Annotated in this window: 17 protein-coding genes; 14 read left to right on the top strand and 3 right to left on the bottom strand. The window is 68.1% G+C overall.

What is annotated here, in order from left to right; genetic code table 11:
- Positions 1-379: 379 nt before the first annotated feature.
- Complete coding sequence (locus tag BM419_RS01630; protein ID WP_091924538.1) at positions 380-4,111, top strand: vitamin B12-dependent ribonucleotide reductase; 3,732 nt, start codon at positions 380-382, stop codon at positions 4,109-4,111.
- A gap of 463 nt (positions 4,112-4,574) precedes the next feature.
- Positions 4,575-5,303, top strand: a complete 729-nt coding sequence (locus tag BM419_RS01625; protein WP_091924535.1) for an SDR family NAD(P)-dependent oxidoreductase — start codon at positions 4,575-4,577, stop codon at positions 5,301-5,303.
- A 63-nt stretch (positions 5,304-5,366) separates the two neighbouring features.
- Here BM419_RS01625 and BM419_RS01620 read toward each other — a convergent pair whose 3' ends face one another.
- A complete protein-coding gene (locus tag BM419_RS01620; RefSeq protein WP_091924532.1) occupies positions 5,367-5,762 on the bottom strand; it encodes a tautomerase family protein in 396 nt (131 codons plus the stop codon).
- Between the two features lie 117 nt (positions 5,763-5,879).
- On the opposite strand from BM419_RS01620, the gene BM419_RS01615 reads away from it, so the two are divergent.
- The 7 genes from BM419_RS01615 to BM419_RS01585 all read left to right on the top strand — a co-directional run bounded on the left by BM419_RS01615 (position 5,880) and on the right by BM419_RS01585 (position 14,497).
- Positions 5,880-6,764: a LysR substrate-binding domain-containing protein gene (locus BM419_RS01615; RefSeq protein WP_091924529.1), complete on the top strand. Its 885-nt coding sequence runs from the start codon at positions 5,880-5,882 to the stop codon at positions 6,762-6,764.
- 361 nt (positions 6,765-7,125) lie between these two features.
- The gene (locus BM419_RS01610; protein WP_091924526.1) at positions 7,126-7,515 is read left to right on the top strand and encodes a tautomerase family protein; all 390 of its coding nucleotides are present in this window, start codon (positions 7,126-7,128) and stop codon (positions 7,513-7,515) included.
- Positions 7,516-7,795: 280 nt separating this feature from the next.
- The gene (locus tag BM419_RS01605) at positions 7,796-9,007 is read left to right on the top strand and encodes an ABC transporter substrate-binding protein (protein WP_026604708.1); all 1,212 of its coding nucleotides are present in this window, start codon (positions 7,796-7,798) and stop codon (positions 9,005-9,007) included.
- Between the two features lie 135 nt (positions 9,008-9,142).
- Positions 9,143-10,015: a branched-chain amino acid ABC transporter permease gene (locus BM419_RS01600; protein ID WP_020091659.1), complete on the top strand. Its 873-nt coding sequence runs from the start codon at positions 9,143-9,145 to the stop codon at positions 10,013-10,015.
- Between the two features lie 38 nt (positions 10,016-10,053).
- The gene (locus tag BM419_RS01595; RefSeq protein WP_091924523.1) at positions 10,054-12,102 is read left to right on the top strand and encodes a branched-chain amino acid ABC transporter ATP-binding protein/permease; all 2,049 of its coding nucleotides are present in this window, start codon (positions 10,054-10,056) and stop codon (positions 12,100-12,102) included.
- Positions 12,095-12,817: an ABC transporter ATP-binding protein gene (locus BM419_RS01590; RefSeq protein WP_010682999.1), complete on the top strand. Its 723-nt coding sequence runs from the start codon at positions 12,095-12,097 to the stop codon at positions 12,815-12,817. Before BM419_RS01595 ends, BM419_RS01590 begins: the two co-directional genes overlap by 8 nt.
- Before the next feature lie 378 nt (positions 12,818-13,195).
- Positions 13,196-14,497, top strand: coding sequence for a hemolysin family protein (locus tag BM419_RS01585; protein WP_244540681.1), 1,302 nt, complete (start codon positions 13,196-13,198; stop codon positions 14,495-14,497).
- A 124-nt stretch (positions 14,498-14,621) separates the two neighbouring features.
- Here the strand turns inward: BM419_RS01585 and BM419_RS01580 are convergent, their stop codons facing one another.
- On the bottom strand, positions 14,622-14,873 hold the full coding sequence (locus tag BM419_RS01580) for a hypothetical protein (RefSeq protein ID WP_091924516.1): 252 nt from the start codon (positions 14,871-14,873) through the stop codon (positions 14,622-14,624).
- A gap of 303 nt (positions 14,874-15,176) precedes the next feature.
- Between BM419_RS01580 and BM419_RS01575 the strand changes: the two genes are divergently transcribed.
- The 3 genes from BM419_RS01575 (at position 15,177) to BM419_RS01565 (ending at position 16,316) form a co-directional block, all read left to right on the top strand.
- Complete coding sequence (locus tag BM419_RS01575) at positions 15,177-15,437, top strand: hypothetical protein (protein ID WP_091924501.1); 261 nt, start codon at positions 15,177-15,179, stop codon at positions 15,435-15,437.
- Positions 15,438-15,659: 222 nt separating this feature from the next.
- Positions 15,660-15,923 carry a hypothetical protein gene (locus tag BM419_RS01570; RefSeq protein WP_091924500.1) on the top strand — a complete coding sequence of 88 codons (264 nt, stop codon included), beginning with the start codon at positions 15,660-15,662 and terminating at the stop codon, positions 15,921-15,923.
- A gap of 141 nt (positions 15,924-16,064) precedes the next feature.
- Positions 16,065-16,316: a hypothetical protein gene (locus tag BM419_RS01565; RefSeq protein WP_091924785.1), complete on the top strand. Its 252-nt coding sequence runs from the start codon at positions 16,065-16,067 to the stop codon at positions 16,314-16,316.
- Positions 16,317-16,452: 136 nt separating this feature from the next.
- Here BM419_RS01565 and BM419_RS01560 read toward each other — a convergent pair whose 3' ends face one another.
- Positions 16,453-16,737, bottom strand: coding sequence for a hypothetical protein (locus tag BM419_RS01560; protein WP_020091654.1), 285 nt, complete (start codon positions 16,735-16,737; stop codon positions 16,453-16,455).
- Between the two features lie 304 nt (positions 16,738-17,041).
- Here BM419_RS01560 and BM419_RS01555 point away from each other — a divergent pair, with 304 nt between their 5' ends.
- Both BM419_RS01555 and BM419_RS01550 read left to right on the top strand, forming a co-directional pair.
- Complete coding sequence (locus BM419_RS01555) at positions 17,042-17,716, top strand: MarR family winged helix-turn-helix transcriptional regulator (protein ID WP_091924499.1); 675 nt, start codon at positions 17,042-17,044, stop codon at positions 17,714-17,716.
- Positions 17,717-17,730: 14 nt separating this feature from the next.
- Complete coding sequence (locus BM419_RS01550) at positions 17,731-18,450, top strand: hypothetical protein (RefSeq protein WP_091924498.1); 720 nt, start codon at positions 17,731-17,733, stop codon at positions 18,448-18,450.
- Positions 18,451-18,582: the final 132 nt, after the last annotated feature.

The raw sequence follows: 18,582 nt of genomic DNA, 5'->3' as shown, positions 1-18,582 counted from the left end.
TCCGGCCATCCGCCAGTTCCGCTCCCTAGGGTTGTGAATCTAAAATTTTCCCGATCCGATTCCCGAAAGCCGGAAGGACACTTATCCCGGCCCGGGACGATATCCACAGGCTTTTGCGAGCCGGCACAACATCTAGCGGGGAACAAGGCCGCCGAACACCACTTGTTGACGTGAGAGTGAAGGCGGCGGTAATCTCCCTGCATCGGTCGCGCCCCGCGGAAGTGGTGCGTTGGGCAGGGGCGGCCGTTCCTAATTTTCGTTCGCGGAACCGAGGCACGTCTCTCAGCCGGGCGTGGTCGGCCGCGAATCCCACTATCGGGCTAGACCCCGCGTCGCGCGGGGCCGGGACCCTCGTGTCCCGACGGGAGAGGTGTGTTTCATGCGGTTCGAGCGTCGCTACACCACGGCCGGACAATCGCCCTACGCCGGGATCCCCTTCCGCAAGGCCCTGAGCGAGATCCGCAACCCGGACGGCTCGGTCGTGTTCCGCCTCGACGGCATCGACGTGCCGGAGAGCTGGAGCCAGGTCGCGAGCGACGTTCTCGCGCAGAAATACTTCCGCAAGGCGGGCGTTCCGGCGCGGCTGCGCAAGGTCGAGGAGAACGCGGTCCCCTCCTTCCTCTGGCGCTCGGTGCCGGACGACGCGGCCCTGGCCGAGATCCCCGAGGACGAGCGCTTCGTCTCCGAAGCCTCCGCCACGCAGGTCTTCGACCGGCTCGCCGGCTGCTGGACCTACTGGGGCTGGAAGGGCGGCTACTTCTCGTCGGAAGAGGACGCCTCGGCCTTCATGGACGAGCTGCGCTTCATGCTGGCCCGCCAGATGGTGGCGCCGAACTCGCCGCAATGGTTCAACACCGGCCTGCACTGGGCCTACGGCATCGATGGCCCGAGCCAGGGCCACTACTATTGCGACCCGCAGACCGGCGTGCTGACCAAGTCGGCCTCGGCCTACGAGCACCCGCAGCCGCACGCCTGCTTCATCCAGTCGGTCCAGGACGACCTCGTCAACGACGGCGGCATCATGGACCTGTGGGTGCGCGAGGCGCGCCTGTTCAAGTACGGCTCCGGCACCGGCTCGAACTTCTCGATGCTGCGCTCGGAGAACGAGAAGCTCGGCGGCGGCGGCAAGTCCTCGGGCCTGATGAGCTTCCTGAAGATCGGCGACCGGGCGGCCGGCGCGATCAAGTCGGGCGGCACCACGCGGCGCGCCGCCAAGATGGTGATCGTCGACATCGACCACCCGGATATCGAGGCCTTCATCGACTGGAAGGTGAAGGAGGAGCAGAAGGTCGCTGCCCTGGTGACGGGCTCGAAGGTCGTCTCCAAGCACCTGACCCTGGTGATGAAGGCCTGCACGCAGTGCGAGGCCGAGGGCGATGCCTGCTTCGATCCGGAGCGCAACCCGGCGCTCAAGCGCGAGATCAAGGCCGCCCGCCGCGCCTCCGTGCCGGATTCCTACATCAAGCGCGTGGTGCAGTTCGCCCGCCAGGGCTTCACCAAGATCGAGTTCCCCGTCTACGACACCGACTGGGATTCGGAGGCCTACCTGACGGTCGCGGGCCAGAATTCCAACAACTCGGTCTCGCTGACCGACGACTTCCTGCGCGCCGTCGAGGCGGATGCCGACTGGCAGCTGACCGCCCGCACCACCGGCAAGGTCACCAAGACCCTGAAGGCCCGCGACCTGTGGGAGCGGATCGGCGAGGCCGCCTGGGCCTCTGCGGACCCGGGCCTGCACTTCAACACCACGATGAACGACTGGCACACCTGCCCGGCGGGCGGGCGGATCCGGGCCTCGAACCCGTGCTCCGAGTACATGTTCCTCGACGACACCGCCTGCAATCTCGCCTCGGCGAACCTGCTGACGATGTATGACCGGGATACCAAGCGCTTCGACGTGGAGGCCTTCGAGCACCTCAACCGCCTCTGGACGGTGGTGCTCGAGATCTCCGTGATGATGGCGCAGTTCCCGTCCAAGGAGATCGCGGAACTCTCCTACCGCTACCGGACGCTGGGTCTCGGCTACGCCAATATCGGCGGCCTGCTGATGACCATGGGCCTTCCTTACGATTCCGACGCGGGCCGGGCGCTCGCCGGTGCCCTCACCGCCATCATGACCGGCGTCGCCTACGCCACCTCGGCCGAGATGGCCGCGGAACTCGGCACCTTCCCGGCCTACGACGAGAATGCCGACGCGATGCTGCGGGTTATCCGCAACCATCGCCGGGCCGCCCACGGCGAGGCCGGTCGCTACGAGTTCCTGAACGTCGCGCCGGTCGCCCTCGACCACGCCAACATTCCGCAGGCGGATCTGGGCGACCATGCCCGCGCCGCCTGGGACCGGGCGCTGAAGCTCGGCGAGGAGCACGGCTACCGCAACGCCCAGGCCACCGTGATCGCGCCGACCGGCACGATCGGCCTCGTGATGGATTGCGACACGACCGGCATCGAGCCCGACTTCGCCCTGGTGAAGTTCAAGAAGCTCGCCGGCGGCGGCTACTTCAAGATCATCAACCAGGCCGCTCCGGACGCCCTGCGGGCGCTCGGCTACCGCGAATCCGAGATCGCCGAGATCGAGGCCTACGCGGTCGGCCACGGCTCGATGGGTCAGGCGCCGGGCATCAACCCGACGACGCTCCGCGCCAAGGGCTTCACGGACGAGAAGATCGCCGCGGTGGAGAAGGGCCTGAAGTCGGCCTTCGACATCAAGTTCGTGTTCAACCGCTGGACGCTCGGCGACGATTTCCTCACGCAGACCCTCCGGGTCCCCGCCGAGAAGCTGTCGGACCCGACCTTCGAGCTGCTGCCGTTCCTCGGCTTCACCAAGAAGGAGATCGAGGCCGCCAACACCCACATCTGCGGGGCGATGACCCTGGAGGGCGCGCCGGGCCTGAAGCTCGAGCACTACCCGGTCTTCGACTGCGCCAACCCGTGTGGCCGGATCGGCAAGCGCTACCTCTCGGTCGAGAGCCACATCCGCATGATGGCGGCGGCGCAGCCCTTCATCTCGGGGGCGATCTCCAAGACCATCAACATGCCGAACGACGCCACGGTCGAGGATTGCAAGGCGGCCTACCTGCTGTCCTGGCGCCTCGCCCTCAAGGCGAACGCCCTCTATCGCGACGGCTCGAAGCTGTCGCAGCCGCTCAACTCGGCGCTCATCTCGGATGACGAGGACGAGGCCGATGAGGGGATCGAGGCCCTGATCCAGGCGCCGGCCGCCGCCAAGGCCGCCGCCGCCGCGGAGAAGATCGTCGAGCGGGTGATCGAGCGCGTCGAGCGGATCCGCTCCCGCGAGAAGCTGCCGGCCCGCCGGAAGGGCTACACCCAGAAGGCGGTGGTGGGCGGCCACAAGGTCTACCTGCGCACCGGCGAGTACGACGACGGCCGCCTCGGCGAGATCTTCATCGACATGCACAAGGAGGGCGCGACCTTCCGGAGCCTGATGAACAACTTCGCCATCGCGATCTCGCTTGGCCTCCAGTACGGCGTGCCGCTCGAGGAATACGTGGAGGCCTTCACCTTCACGCGGTTCGAGCCGGCCGGCTTCGTGCAGGGCAACGACGCGATCAAGAACGCGACCTCGCTCCTCGACTACGTGTTCCGCGAGCTGGCGGTCTCGTATCTCGGCCGCGCCGACCTCGCCCATGTCAGCCCCGCCGAGATCGGCGGCACGGTGATCGGCGGCGGCGAGAGCGGCGACACGACCCGCGAGGGCCCGAAGCCCGCGCCGGCCTCCTCGGTCGTGTCCCGCGGCCTGCTGCGCGGCTCGGCCGACCGGCTCACCCTGATCCAGGGCGGCCCGGCGGGTGCCAGCCTCGGGGTCGGTGCGGCGAATGCCGGCCAGACGGCGCCTGCCGGCGGCACGGTCCACGCGCTCCGCGGCAGCACGGCGCTGAAGGCGGAGCCTGCGGTGGCCGGTCAGGCCGAGACGATCGCCGACACCCTCCCCTTCGCCAAGGCGGAGAGGAGCGTCGCCGACCGGCGGGCCGAGGCGAAGATGAAGGGCTACGTCGGCGAGGCCTGCCCGGAATGCGCGAACTTCACGCTGGTCCGCAACGGCACCTGCCTGAAGTGCGATACCTGCGGTTCGACGACAGGGTGCTCCTGATACGCCGACGGCTCGTACGATAAAGAAGGCCTAAGTTGCTTGCCGCTCTGAGTTGAACCTGCTGAGGTTTCAGCGAGATATATCTCAGAGCGGCATTCGACCGCCTGCGTCCGAGAGGGGCGCCGATTAGCGGACGATATCCGCGCTCGCTGTACCGGTCAGTGATCCCCCGAAGATGTCGAACATGTTCGGGGGAAGCTGCGCTTAGACGGACCGATGGTCTCCGCCCTGCGCGTGCGACGAGATCGAGATCTGTTCGCGATTAGCCTGTAGCGCCTGCGATGGCGCGGATCAGGCTTTTGTCCTGACCGGAGGTTGGAAGGGCGCGCGTGACGACATGGTCATCGCGGCTGCCAAGCGGCCAGAGGGCGCCTATGTATCGGGCGAGGCAACGCCAGCCATCGAACCGGGCTGGTCTCCACTGAAGTTAGCCGATCCGCGCGCCCGCTGAGACGACGTCGCCATGACCTCATCGACTTCGACCAGCGCGGTCGTGATCGGCGCCTCCGGCGGTATCGGCCGAGCCCTTGTCTCTGGACTGGCCGCGAGCGGAGCCTACGCTCCGATCTTCGCCCTCTCGCGCTCGCAGCCATCGTTCCCGCACGGCATCCGCAGCCACGCGATCGACCTCACCGACGAGGCGTCGATCGCTGCGGCCGCGGCCGCGGTCGCGGAGGCCGGACCGGTCGGTCTGGTCATCGTCGCGACCGGAATCCTCCATCAGGACGGCGTCGCGCCCGAGAAGGCGCTGAAGGCGCTCGATCCCGGCGCGATGGCCGCCGTGTTCTCCATCAACGCGATCGGTCCCGCCCTCGTCGCCAAGCATTTCGTCCCGCTGCTGGCGCGAGAGGGACGTTGCGTGTTCGCAGTCTTGTCGGCACGGGTCGGCTCGATCGAGGATAATCGCGCAGGCGGATGGTACGCCTACCGCGCCTCGAAGGCGGCTCTGAACCAGATCCTGCGGACCCTATCGATCGAGGTGGCCCGCAGCCGCCCGGACGCGATCGTCGTCGGCCTCCATCCGGGCACGGTCGCTTCCAACCTGTCGCGGCCCTTCCGCCCAGATCCGGGTGCCCCCGGCGTCTTTCGACCCGACGAGAGCGCAGCTCATCTTCTGCGCGTGCTCGGCGAGCTCGACGTGGCGGACACCGGAAGCGTCTTCGCCTGGGACGGCGCGCGCGTCCCGGCCTAGGGCTCGGAACCGGTCAGCGCGAGGCGGCGGTCCCGCCAGGCAGATCGCGTTGCCCCGGACGGATCAGTCCGCGTCGTCCTGGACGTAGGACGCCAGGCCGTTGCCGAAGGACCACTCGTCGCGCGCGTTCGGCGACAGGACGATGAGCACGTCTTCCGGACGAAGACCGGGATCGGCGACGAGGTTGTCGGTGATCGCCCTGTAGAGCGCCTTCTTCTTCGCCGTGTCCCGCCAATTGCCCGCGACGATGTTGATGATCACCACGTCGTCGGTGCGGTGGAGCCCGAGATAGTCGGAATCGTAGATCAGTTCGTCCGGAGCGTGCTGATGGATGAGGTGAAAGCGGTCGTCTGCGGGCACGCCGTAGGCGTCGCGCAGGCCGCGATGGATGCCGTCCGAGATGGCTCTGATATGGGCCGGCGACTTGCCCTTGAGGAGCGAGATCCGAACGAGGGGCATGGCTTGCGGTCTCCTGCGACGTCGAGCGGCTGGCCGCCTTGACGCTCCCCGTTTACGCCCCCAGGATCGTCCGGAAAATTTGAAACACCTGAATAAAGACTTTCCGGAAATCGAAGCATGGCGACGCGCACCAACCTCGACATGGACGTGCTCCGCACCTTCGTGACCGGGTTCGAGCTCGGCAGTTTCGCCCGCGCGGCCGAGCGACTGGGGCGGTCTCAATCGGCTGTCAGCACGCAGCTCCGGAAGCTGGAGGAACAGGTTGGTCAGCCGCTCGTGCAGAAGGCGGGACGCGGTCTCGCGCTGACCGCCGCCGGTGAGAGCATGCTCGGCTACGCGAAGCGGCTCTTGGAACTCAACGACGAGGCGGTCGACCGGCTGCGCGGACCCGAGCTCGAGGGCTGGGCGCGGCTGGGCCTCGCGCAGGATTTCGCCGAGGGCTGGCTGCCGGCGGTGCTCAAGCGGTTCTCGCGGGCCTATCCGCGTGTGCGTATCGAGGTTCAGGTCGGGCTCGGCGCGCAGCTCGTCGAGAAGACCCTGAAGGGCGAGCTCGACGTCGCGCTGGTCTGGGGGGACGGCAGCGGTGCCCCTCACGCGCACCGGGTCGCCGAAGTGCCGATCCACTGGATCGGACCCCCGGACTGGCCGGGTCTCGCGGACCCGGTCCGGGAACCCGTCCCGTTCGCGGCCTTCACGCCGCCGTGCACGTTCCGGTCCGCGGCCGTGTCTGCCCTGGACGGTCGCGGCTTGCCCTGGCGGCTCGTCTTCACCAGCCCCAGCCTCTCGGGACTCTGGGCCGCCGCCGAAGGTGGCTTGGGTGTCACCGCGCGCACCGCCGTCGGCCTGCCGAAAACGCTGAGCGTTCTCGATCCAGCCGCGACCGGCCTGCCGCCTCTTCCGAGCGCGTCACTGACACTCCACCAGGCCGAAGCCGAATTGGCGCCGGCCGTCGCGCGGCTCACCGATATTCTTCTCGAGACCATAAGGGAGCATGTCGCGTGAGGGCACGATGACCAGTAACGGGCTCTCGGCGCGCCGCAGACACCCCGGTCATCGAACATCAGTCCTCTCGGTCTCTGCCCGAGTACGAACGGTGATCGATCGCACTGGCCAGGACTTCTCGAGGAGAGTCCGCGAGAGGCACCCGACCGCTGTTCGGACCTTGCCCTGTCCGCGTCGCGAGGCTCGATCACGGGGCGGCGGAGCCGAGGGTGACGTGGCTCGCGCCAGCGGAGATGAGGCCAAATCATTCGGTTTTGCCGAACGCAGGGTAAAGAACTTTCAAATTATCCGAACTCTCAAGGTCACGTAACCCTTCGTCCGTTGGCCGCCGCGGCGGTCGCGAAGCCACGGACCGACGACCATGCCCTTCATCAATGTCAAAGTCGCGGGCACGCCCCTCGCACCCGAGCAGATCACGGCGATTCAGGCGGGCATCACCCGGCTGATGGCCACCGTCCTGCACAAGGTCGCGCCTCTGGTCGGCGTACTGGTCGAGGCGGTGCCTGTCGCGGGATGGAGCGTCGGTGCCGAGGCGATCGCCCGCGCCGCGCAAGTGGACGCCATCATCAGCGCGGACACGAATACGCCCGATGAGAAATCGCGCTTCATTTCTGAAGTAAACCAGCTCCTGAAGACCGTCCTCGGGGCCGAATTGGCGGAGGTGTCCTACATCGTCATCCACGAGGTGCCGAAGGACAGCTGGGGTTACGACGGCCTGACCCAGGCGGAGCGCGGGCGCCGCCGCGCATAGCTCGCAGCGTTCCGCAAATGGGCGCGCCGGATCATGTGTCGGCCGACCGGCGCCGCTGGCCTATCACGAACGCGCCCGGCGCTTAATCCGACTGCCGGCACCAACGACGTGAAATTGTGGTGCCTGCAGCTTTTACGACATGTGGAACGGACAATCTGTATTAATCGTCTGGGATCGCCCAAAATCTCAGCTTGACGGCTCGACCCGTCTCGGGAGATCTCCCTCCCAGAGTGCCACGGTGAAGGGCACACCGCGCACGCGGAATCTTGGAGAGGAAACGATGGTCTTCGCAGGTCGCGCTGCAGCCGCGGTGCTGTTATTGACGATGGTGTCGGCCCCGGCGCGGGCCGCGGACCCGATCAAGATCGGGCTGAGCGGGCCCTATACGGGCGGCTCGTCTTCGATGGGTGTCTCGATGCGGGACGGCGCCAAGCTCGCCGCCGCCGAGATCAACAAGGCCGGCGGCGTTCTCGGCCGGCCGATCCAGCTGATCGAGCGCGACGACGAGGCCAAGAACGAGGTCGGCGCGCAGGTCGCGCAGGAACTGATCAACAAGGAGAAAGTCGTCGCGAGCGTCGGCTTCATCAATACCGGCGTGGCTCTGGCCGCCCAGCGCTTCTACCAGGAGGCCGAGATCCCGGTCTTCAACAACGTCGCGACCGGGACGATCATCACCAACCAGTTCAAGGAGCCGGACTACGACGCCAACTACGTCTTCCGGAACTCCGCCTACGACGTGCTTCAGGCCGGCCTGATGGTCGACGAGGCCCTCGCCCAGGGTCACAAGAAGATCGCGGTCCTGGCGGACTCGACCAATTACGGGCAGCTCGGGCGCGAGGACATCGAGAAGTATCTCGCGACCAAGAACGTGAAGCCCGTCGCGGTCGAGAAGTTCAACATCAAGGACGTCGACATGACGGCCCAGCTGCTGAAGGCGCAGCAGGCCGGCGCCGAGGTGATCCTGGCCTACGGCATCGGGCCGGAACTGGCCCAGATCGCCAACGGCATGGCCAAGCTCGGCTGGAAGGTTCCGATGATCACGAGCTGGCCGTCCTCGATGCAGAGCTTCATCGACATCGCCGGCACGAACGGCAACGGCGTGATCATGCCCCAGACCTTCATCGAGGATCAGACCCTGCCGAAGCGCAAGGCGTTCCTTGAGAACTACTACAAGACCTATGGCGTCACGAAGATCCCGACCCCCGTGGCCGGCGCCCAGGGCTACGACTCGATCTACCTCCTCGCCGCGGCGATCAAGCAGGCCGGCGGCACCGACGGCGCGAAGATCCGCGCCGCCCTGGAGAACCTGAACGAGAAGGTCGAGGGCGTGGTCACGACCTACGACAAGCCCTTCACGGCGAAGGACCACAACGCCATCTCGCGCAACATGGTCGTGTTCGGGAAGGTGCAGGACGGCAAGATCGTCTACGCCAAGGACGAGGACGCCAAGAACGCCGGCGTGGTTCGTCTGAAGGAGAAGTCCTCGAACTGAGGATCCGGACGCTGCGCCCGCGACGGGCGCGGCGTCTCCCTAAGGGCCGGCGGCGTAACAGCCCGCCGGCGCTCAGCACAGCGGTCCCGCGGCGCCCGCCGCGCGACCGGACGTCCCTCCGGCGACAGCGATCCCATGGAAATCCTGCTCCAGCTCATCGCGTCCGGCGTCGCGGTCGGCATGATCTACGCCGCCATCGCGTTCGGCTATCAGCTGACCTTCGCGACCTCGAAGACCCTCAATTTCGGCCAGGGCGAGGCGCTGGCCCTCGGGGCCCTGTTCGGCCTGACCCTGGTGCCGTTCGTCGGCTACTGGCTGATGATCCCGCTGGTCCTGGTCTTCGGCTTCGCCCTCGGAGCCGTGGTCGAGCGCCTCGGCGTGCGCCCGGCCGTGAAGATCAAGTCCGAGTACGGGTGGATCATGGCCACCATCGCGCTCGGCATCATCTTCAAGAACGTCGCCGAGAACGTCTGGGGACGTGACGACCTCAAATTCCCCTCCCCGCTGCCCGAGACGGCGCTCCAGGTCGGCGGCGTGCGCGTCCTGCCGATGGAACTGCTGATCGTCGCGGGCGCGCTGCTGATGATGCTGGCGGTGGAGATCTTCAATCGCAAGTCGATCTGGGGGAAGGCGGTCGTCGCCACCTCCAACGACATCGACGCCGCCGGGCTGATGGGCATAAACACCCAGAAGGTCATCACCCTCTCCTACTCGATCAGCGCCATGACGGCGGCCTTCGCGGGCGTGCTGGTGGCGCCCGTCACCCTGACCGGGGCGACGATGGGCTCCGTGCTGGCGCTCAAGGCCTTCGCGGTGGCGATCATCGGCGGCCTCGAATCCGGCCTCGGCGTCATCGTCGGCGGCCTGATCCTCGGCGTCGCGGAGACGCTGACCGGCTTCTACATCTCGACCGGCTACAAGGACGTGCCGGGCCTGATCCTGCTCCTCGTCGTCCTCTCCATCCGCCCGGTCGGCCTGTTCGGCAAGGCCGTCATCAAGAAGGTCTGAGCGTGACCTCCCGCGCAATTCTCACGGCAGCCTGAGCCATGGCGCAGACCCTCGCCCCCACCGAAGCGCCCGCCCCGGCGGCCGCCCCCAGCCTGTCGCGCCACGTCGGCATCCTCGGCGCCGTGCTGCTGGTCGTCGGCCTCGCGGTCTTCCCGCACGTGGTCACGAGCTCGTACTACATCCACCTGATGATCGTGATCGCGATCTACGCGATCCTGATCCTCGGGCTCGACATCGTGGTCGGCTATACTGGGCAGGTGAGCCTCGGCCATGCCGGCCTGTTCGGCGTCGGCGCCTACTCGGCGGCGGTGCTGTTCCTGCACTTCAAGCTCGGGATCTGGTGGGGCATCCTGGCCGGGATCGGGGTGACCTCCGCCTTCGGCGTGCTGCTGGCCGTGCCGGCCCTGCGGGTGACCGGCCCCTACCTCGCCATGGTGACGCTGGCCTTCGGCACCATCGTCCAGATCTTCATCAACGAGCTGACGCCGCTGACCAACGGTCCCCTCGGCATCACCCTGCCGCCGGCCCGGGTCCTCGACTTCTCGCTGCTGGGCCTCCAGGCCCCCTGGGGCGCGGCCGGCCGCAAGCTCGAGTTCTACTACCTGGTCTGTCTGGCGCTCCTGGCCACGATCCTGGTCGTCAACCGGGTGGTGCGCTCGCCCTACGGCCGCGCCTTCGAGGCGCTGCGCGACTCGCCGATCGCCTGCGATTGCATGGGCGTCAGCGTCTACCGCTACAAGGTCTACGCCTTCGTGATCTCGGCGGCTTTGGCCGGCCTCGCGGGCGCGCTGTTCGCGTGGTCGGAGCGCTACGTGGCGCCGAATTCCTACGGGTTCGAGCTCACCGTGCTGTTCCTCCTCGCCGTCACGATGGGCGGCCGCAAGTCGCGGGCGGGGCCGATCATCGGCTCGGCGATCATCGTGATGATGCCGAACGTGCTCGCCGATATCGGCCTGGTGCGGATCATGGCGGGGATCATCGCCGCCGCGGCACTGGTCGTGGGCGCTCTCACCTTCCTGCGTCGCGCAGAGAACCGGTTCGCCCTGCTGGTGCCGGTCGCGCTCTGCCTCGCCTTCTTCCCGGCCACGCTCGCGCTCGAATCGGTCACCGACTTTCGGCTGACCGTGTTCGGCCTGATGATCCTGTTCGTGGTGTATTACCTGCCGGACGGGATCGTGGGCTTCCTCCGCGAGAAGATCCCCGCCCTGCGCCCGGCCCACACGGCCGAGGGCAAGAGCCTCCACGCCGAGGGCGCGGCCCTCAGCGTGCAGAGCGGCGACCGGGGCGCCGACCCGCTCCTCACCGTCGATCAGGCGCTGATGCAGTTCGGCGGCCTCAAGGCGCTGGCCGGCGTCGACCTCACGGTGCGGCCGGGCACGATCCACGGGCTGATCGGTCCCAACGGATCCGGCAAGAGCACGATGATGAACGTGCTCACCGGCATCTACAAACCGACCGGCGGCAGCGTGACCCTCGCGCGCGGCCAGGGGACGAAGCGCCTCGACGGGCGCACCCCGTCGGAGATCGCCGCTGCCGGCGTGGCACGCACCTTCCAGAACGTGCAGCTCTTCCGCGAGATGACCGCGCTCGAGAACGTGCTGGTCGGCCTGCACCACAGCTTCCGCGGCACCCTGTTCGACGCGATCCTCGGCACGCCCCGGCGGCGCCGGGAGGAGCGCGAGCAGCGCGCCCGCGCCATGGCGATCCTCGACTTCGTGGGCCTCGGCGCCCTGGCGCAGGTGGAGGCCCGCAACCTGCCCTACGGCAAGCAGCGGCTCCTCGAGATCGGTCGCGCGCTCGCCCTCGACCCGGTCCTGCTGCTCCTCGACGAGCCGGCCGCGGGCCTCACCGCCCCCGACATCGCCGAGCTGACGGCGATCATCCGCAAGATCCGCGACGCCGGCATCACGGTGATCCTGATCGAGCACCACATGGACGTGGTCATGGGCCTGTGCGACCGCGTCAGCGTCCTCGATTTCGGCCACAAGATCGCCGAGGGCAGCGCCCGCGAAGTGCAGGCCGACCCGAAGGTGGTCGAGGCCTATCTCGGCAGCCCCGTCGCCGACGAGGAGATGACCCATGCTTGAGGTCACGGGTCTGTCGGCCGGCTACGGCCAGGTGGAGGTTCTGCACGGCCTCGACTTCCAGGTTCCGAAGGGCCAGGTCGTGGCGCTGATCGGCTCCAACGGGGCTGGCAAGACCACCACGATGCGCGCCCTGTCGGGCATGATCCGGCCGCGGGCCGGCTCGATCCGCCTCAACGGACAGGAGATCGGCGGCCTCGACAGCCACGACGTCGCCCGGTTCGGCCTCGCGCACTCGCCGGAGGGCCGGCGCGTCTTCCCGACGCTCTCGGTCGAGGACAACCTGACCCTCGGTGCCTTCCCGCGCCTGACCGGCTCGCGTCCGAAGGGCGACGTCGCGGCCGACCGCGAGCGGGCCTTCGAGATGTTCCCGCGGCTCAAGGAGCGGCGCGCCCAGCTCGCCGGCACGCTCTCGGGCGGCGAGCAGCAGATGCTCGCCATGGGCCGGGCGCTGATGCTGCGGCCCGAGATCCTCCTGCTCGACGAGCCCTCGATGGGCCTCGCTCCCAAGCTGGTGGAGGAGGTCTTCCGGATCATCCGGCTGCTCAAGGCCGAGCAGGTGACGATGCTGCTCGTCGAGCAGTTCGCCATGGCGGCGCTCGGCGTCGCCGACCACGCCTACGTGCTGGAGAACGGCCGGATCCGCTTCCAGGGCCCGGCGCAGCAGATGCGCAACGATCCGGCCGTGCGGGCGGCGTATCTCGGCGGCAGCCACTGACATCCGACCGCGGATCGGTGCCGCGCGTGGCCTGGGATGTCCCCCAGTCCCGGCGCCCGGCATGACCCTGTCCCGCCGGGGCCGGCGGGTCACGCCCGGCGCACCGTCGTCGGCGCGGCTCGCGAGTGCCTGACGGTCGGCGCATCACCCTCGCGGACAAGCGCCCGCGCTCGCGGACGCCCTACAGGATTGTCCGACGCCGGGCGCGGGCGGCCCGGTGTTTGCTGAGGTTCGCCGGGGACAACGCTGAGGCCGGTCGGGCACTGATGCCCGTAGGCCGCGCCGCCGCTCTCCTGTAGAGACCGTCGGGACGCGGCCGGCGCGACGGCCACACGGGAGGTGTCGATTTTGGACGACGGTTGGGCGACTGCCTTAGGGTTGTTTGCCGTCCTCGCCCTGGTTCTGGCGAACGGCTTCTTCGTCGCAGCGGAGTTCGCCCTGGTCGCGGTGCGCAGGAGTCGCGTCGCCGAACTCGTCGCCGAGCGGCGCGTGAACGCGAAGGCGCTGCTCTGGGCCACGGACCACCTCGACGCCCACCTCGCGGCGACGCAGCTCGGCATCACCATCTCGTCCCTGGCGCTCGGCTGGGTCGGCGAGCCGGCGCTGGCCCACCTGATCTTGCCCACACTGACGTGGCTGCCGGACATGCTCTCGACGGCGGCCGCCCACACGGTCGCCGTGGTGATCTCGTTCGTCATCATGACGGCGCTGCACATCGTGCTGGGCGAGTTGGCGCCGAAGAGCCTCGCGCTCCAGCGCAGCGAGCGCACGGCCCTGGCGGTGATCCGTCCGCTCAGCGTGTTCCTGTTCGTGTTCCGCCCGGCCATCCTGTTTCTCAACGGGCTCGGCAACGGCGTCCTGCGCCTGTGCGGATTGCAGCCCGGCCACGGCGAGGGCGGCCACCACTCGACGGCCGAGCTCAACCTCCTGGTCGAGGCGAGCCGCGAGGCAGGCCTCATCCGCGAGGCCCAGCAGGAAGCGGTCGAGCGCATCTTCCGGCTGGGAGACCGCCGGGTCCGCGAGATCATGACGCCGCGCCACGAGGTCGAGTGGGTCGACCTCGACGGATCGCCCGAGGAGATCACGCGGGCGGTCCGCGCCTGCAGCCACGCCCATGTCGTCGTGAGCCGCGGCGGCATCGACGAGGTCGTCGGCGTGCTGCGCAAGCAGGATCTGCTCGATCAGATCCTCGATGGGCGAGCCCTCGATATCGCCACCGCCATGCGGCCGCCGAACGTCGTCCACGAGGGCATGACGGTGCTCACGGCGCTGGAGAGCTTCCAACGCAACCCCGTGCAGCTGGCGGTGATCGTCGACGAGTACGGCAGCCTGGAAGGCATCGTCACGCAGACGGATCTCCTCGAGGCCATTGCGGGCGACATACCCGAGGTCGGTGAGGACCCGGCGGTCGTCGAGCGCGAGGACGGCTCGTTGCTCATCGACGGCATGATGCCGGCCGAGGACGCGTTCGAGCGTCTCGCCTTCAACGATCCGCCGGGCACGGACGACTACACGACTTTGGCCGGCTACGTGATCTTCCAGCTCGGCCGCATTCCGGCGGCGGGGGACGCGTTCGTGGCGGAGGGGTGGCGTCTCGAGGTGGTCGACATGGACGGCCGTCGCATCGACAAGGTCCTCGCCACCCGCTTGCCGGCGCGGGCGCTGGTCGGAGGGGCGTGAGCGCGTCGCCGGACCATCAATTGGCGCATGTCCAATCGGCGCATATGCCTGCGAGAATCGCGGGCGCGTCGTCTCGCGCGGCGGTAGCCGTCGACCGCGCGAGTTCGGAGCGATATCGCGACCGTCAGTAGTGATCGTAGCGATAGCCACCGTAACGTCGCCCTTCGTAGAAGCGCGCGTCCCTGCGTCCGTAACCACCGAACTCACTGTGGCGGCGATAGCCGTGCGCGGGCGCCCAGGGTGGCGGGCCGCCGTGACGGAAGCCCCGCTCTCCGCGGGCCCAGGGCGGATCGGCGAAGGCGGCCGAGGTCGATCCGAGGATGCCTCCGGCCAGTGTCAGTGTGCCGAGCAGGATCAGCGTTGGCGTGCGGATCATGGATGCCTTCCTCACAGCGGGGGCGTCCCGCGTCGCCCCAGTTACGGTGCTCCGCGGCAAACCGTTCCCCGCCGTCGCGAAGGCACGAGGCCGGTCAGCTCGGAGCCTCTCCGAATAACCGCGCGGTCTTCAGGATCGCGCTGGTCCGAGAATAAGCACAGGTGGCGATGGAACGGCACAGGTTCCGGTGGAACAGGCGTTCACAGCGTGATCGTGCGCAGTCACGACGTCGATAGCGGCACGAATTGTCGGAACGGTCCCGGAGATCCTGCCGTTTAGGGGCTCCAAAACAGGAGACGCTCCATGACACGCTTGCCGATTATCGTCCTCGCCACCCTCGCACTCGGGGGCAGCGCCGTCGCCGCCGAGCAGGGGGCCTCGTCCAAGACTCCGGGCCACGAGATGCAGGATCGCGGGAGCCGGGCCGGGAGCCCGGGCGCGTCCGGTTACGCGGCGGGCCACGAGATGAAGTCCGGCGGGACGGACTCGACCGGTTCGACGTCGCGAAGCGGCGGAAGCACGACGGGCACCACCGGCACCAGCTCGACCGGCACCCGTCGCTGACACGACCGTCGTCCCGTCCGGCTATTTTGCCCGACGGGACGAACCGGCCGCAAGTCGAGCAATGCTGATCAATAAGGATCCGGGCTCGGTTCCGGCTCATGAGGCGCGGATCGCCGAAGATGAATTGTCGATGAACGGCAAGATTGATTAATTTCGTGAGCCGTGGAACGCGATGATTGGCGACTGCATTTCTCGTTTCAGTTCGATGAACGAGGTTGGAGTATGAAGAAGCTTATCACGACCCTGGTCGCCGGCACCGCGCTGTTGGGTGCAGCCTCTGCCGCTCAGGCCCATGAGTGGGGTGGCGGCTATGGCTACGGCTACGGTCCGGGTCACGGCCATTCTCGCGTTATCGTGCGCGAAGGCTACGGCGACGGCTATCGCGGCGTTCGCTTCGGCCACCGAGACTGGGATCGTCCGGATGTTCGCGTGATCGAGCGTCGCGGGTACGGTCATCGTTACCACGACGACGATTGGGACGATTGATCCGACCCGGATTCATGCGAAGCAGAGAGGCGCCCGGCCGGGCGCCTTTCTTTTATTTCCGATCATCGGCGCACTGCATGCAACGGTTTGGCGCCCGTCCGGCTTTCTGAGCGGTTCATCGACATGAGGAACAGCATCGCTATGCCGATACGTCTGATCACGACTGCTCTGCTTCTGTCCGCAGGGGCCACGGCCGCGCTCGCCGCGCCCATGTCGGCCGACGACAAGGCGGCGCTCCAGCAGCAATGCATGGGCGATTTCACGACCTTCTGCGGTGGCATGCCGCCCGACGATGGGCCCGAGACTCAAGCCTGTTTCGAGAAGAATATGGCCAGGCTGTCGCCGGGCTGCCAGGGCGCCATCCAGAGCTACAAGCAGGGCAAGAAGGGCTGATCCAACCCGGCTGTCGTCTCCCAAGATCGGACGCGATCAGCCTCGCCATCGGTCCCGCGCGGGTCTGATCGCACAGGCAATACAGCGGATCGAAGACCGTAGACGCGGGGGCGACCCGAGCCGCCCCCGCAGGTGTTCAGTAGCTGTAGGACCGGCGCGGGTAGGCCTGGGGCGCGCCGTACCCGGTGTCGCGCGGCTGGACCCGCGACCCGTACTCGATCTCCTTGCGCCGCGCCTGCCGGTTGGCGAGGTAGCGGCCGCCCAGGCAGCCTGCGACGGCGCCGACGACGCCGCGCTCGGCGAGGTAATGGCCCGCCAGACCGCCGATGATCGCGCCCTTGATACAGCCCTTCGCCTCAGCCGCACCGACGCTCATGAGTGTCACGAGAGCGATGGCGGATGCTTGTCCCACGATGCGCATGCTGATGCTCCTCTTCGATCCGGAAGAGAATGCACCTGCGTCACGACCGTTCCGGACGTCGGAAAAGGGGTCGGCGCCCCCTTGTTCGTCGCCGCGGAGGTCCGACTGTTTCGCGCGCGTCGCTTCGTCCTGATGTCGGCGCCGATCCTGTGGCTCCGCGACCGACGATCGAGCCGGACCGAGCCGTCGCCGTCGGAGGTCGTCCTTCGTGAGCAATGGCCCGTTCCAGAGCTGCGGTGCGCGTGCGGAGCGGCGATTGCCACTCCGCTTGACTCCAATGCTTAGGACTCCTAAATATCGATCTATGGACCACGCGGCCGACCCAGATCCCGTCCTGATCCGGCTGCGCGAGGGCTTCGAGCGCGTCGCCCTCGTGCTGCGGGCCGACCTGTGGGCGGCCGCGGGCGATGCGGGCCTGAATCCGACACAGGCGCAGGTGCTGGCGCTGCTCGCGGGACGCCCGGCCGGCCTGAGGGCGAAGGAGATCGCCGCGCAGCTAGCCGTCTCGGCACCGAGCATGGCCGACACGCTCGCCGCGCTCGCCCGCAAGGCCCTGCTGACGCGCGCGCCCGATCCCGCGGATGCCCGCGCGGTGATCGTGCGCCTGACCGACGAAGGCCGCGCGCTCGGGCGCGCCCTCGCCGCGGCCACGTCACAGGTGATGTCGGCTCTGGCGCGGCTGACGCCGCCTGAGCAGGCGGATCTCCTCCTGACCCAGATCAAGCTCATCCGGACCCTGCAGCAGGCGGGTGCCATCCCCGTGCAGCGGATGTGCGTCAGCTGCCGCCATTTCAGGCCGAACGCCCATCCGGCCGAGGCCCAGCCCCACCATTGCGCCTTCGTGAACGCCGCGATCGGGACCCGGGATCTCCGGCTCGATTGCGGCGAGCATGAAGCGGCCGATCCCGACGTCCAGGCTGCCACCTGGACGTCCTTCGCGAATGGATCGCCGCCCCTCCGAGCACCACGAGAGACCTGAAAGGACACATCGTCATGACGAGGATCAAGGCACGGGGCGTCGGCCTCGTGGCGGCGGCTCTGTGCGCGCTCTCCACAGGCGCCTCGGCCGAGCCCATCCGGGCGCAGCCGAGTCCCGCTGTCCTGGCGTCGTTCGATATTGTCGAGACGACGATCGCGACCAGGGGCGACACCGCCGTCTTCACCACCCGGGTCCGGGGCGAGGCGGGCAAGGACAAGCCGGATGCCACCGGCAAGTTCGAGGGCTCGAGCGTCTACGCCTACGTCTGGCCGACGACCCTCGACAGCGACGCGATCGGCTTCGACAAGGCTCAGGGTATCGTGGCGCTCGCCGTCACCTTCCACCCCGATTTCGACGACGCGGCCTACGGTGCCAGGAACCGCCATGTCTGGCACCCGCACTGGGTGGTGCTCGCCAAGGACGCGGCCTGCGGCGGCGGCCTGAAGGTCGTCGATATCCCGGACGGCGCGAAGCCGAAGGTTCCGCCAACCTGGCCGAAGGTCCCGCTCCTGATCGACAGCCCGGACTATCCGACCACCTTCCGGGGCGACACGGTTCAGGTCGAGATCCCGGTCTCGCTCATCACCGGCATCAAGGGTGCCTCGTTCGACGGGGTGACGTCCGGCCTCAAGGTGAACGGCAACCTGCACGCGCCGCTGCTCTGCGTCAGCGACGTCTTCAAGGTCGCCTCGGGCAACCTGTCGCTGCCGGGCAAGGTGACCCCTCAGAAGTAGGACGCGAGAGAAGCGGTTCGGCGACTGCCATCGCCGAACCGCCGGAAGATCCCCCTCCGAGCATCAGAGAAGGACGAGTCACCATGGCATATGCCCGCCTCGACGATCCACCCCCGGCCGCGGCCGGGCCCT

Source organism: Methylobacterium sp. yr668 (genome assembly GCF_900116245.1).
Lineage (GTDB): Bacteria > Pseudomonadota > Alphaproteobacteria > Rhizobiales > Beijerinckiaceae > Methylobacterium.
The sequence above is the reverse complement of the archived record's forward strand: the minus strand, read 5'-3'. Positions and strand labels throughout refer to the sequence as shown.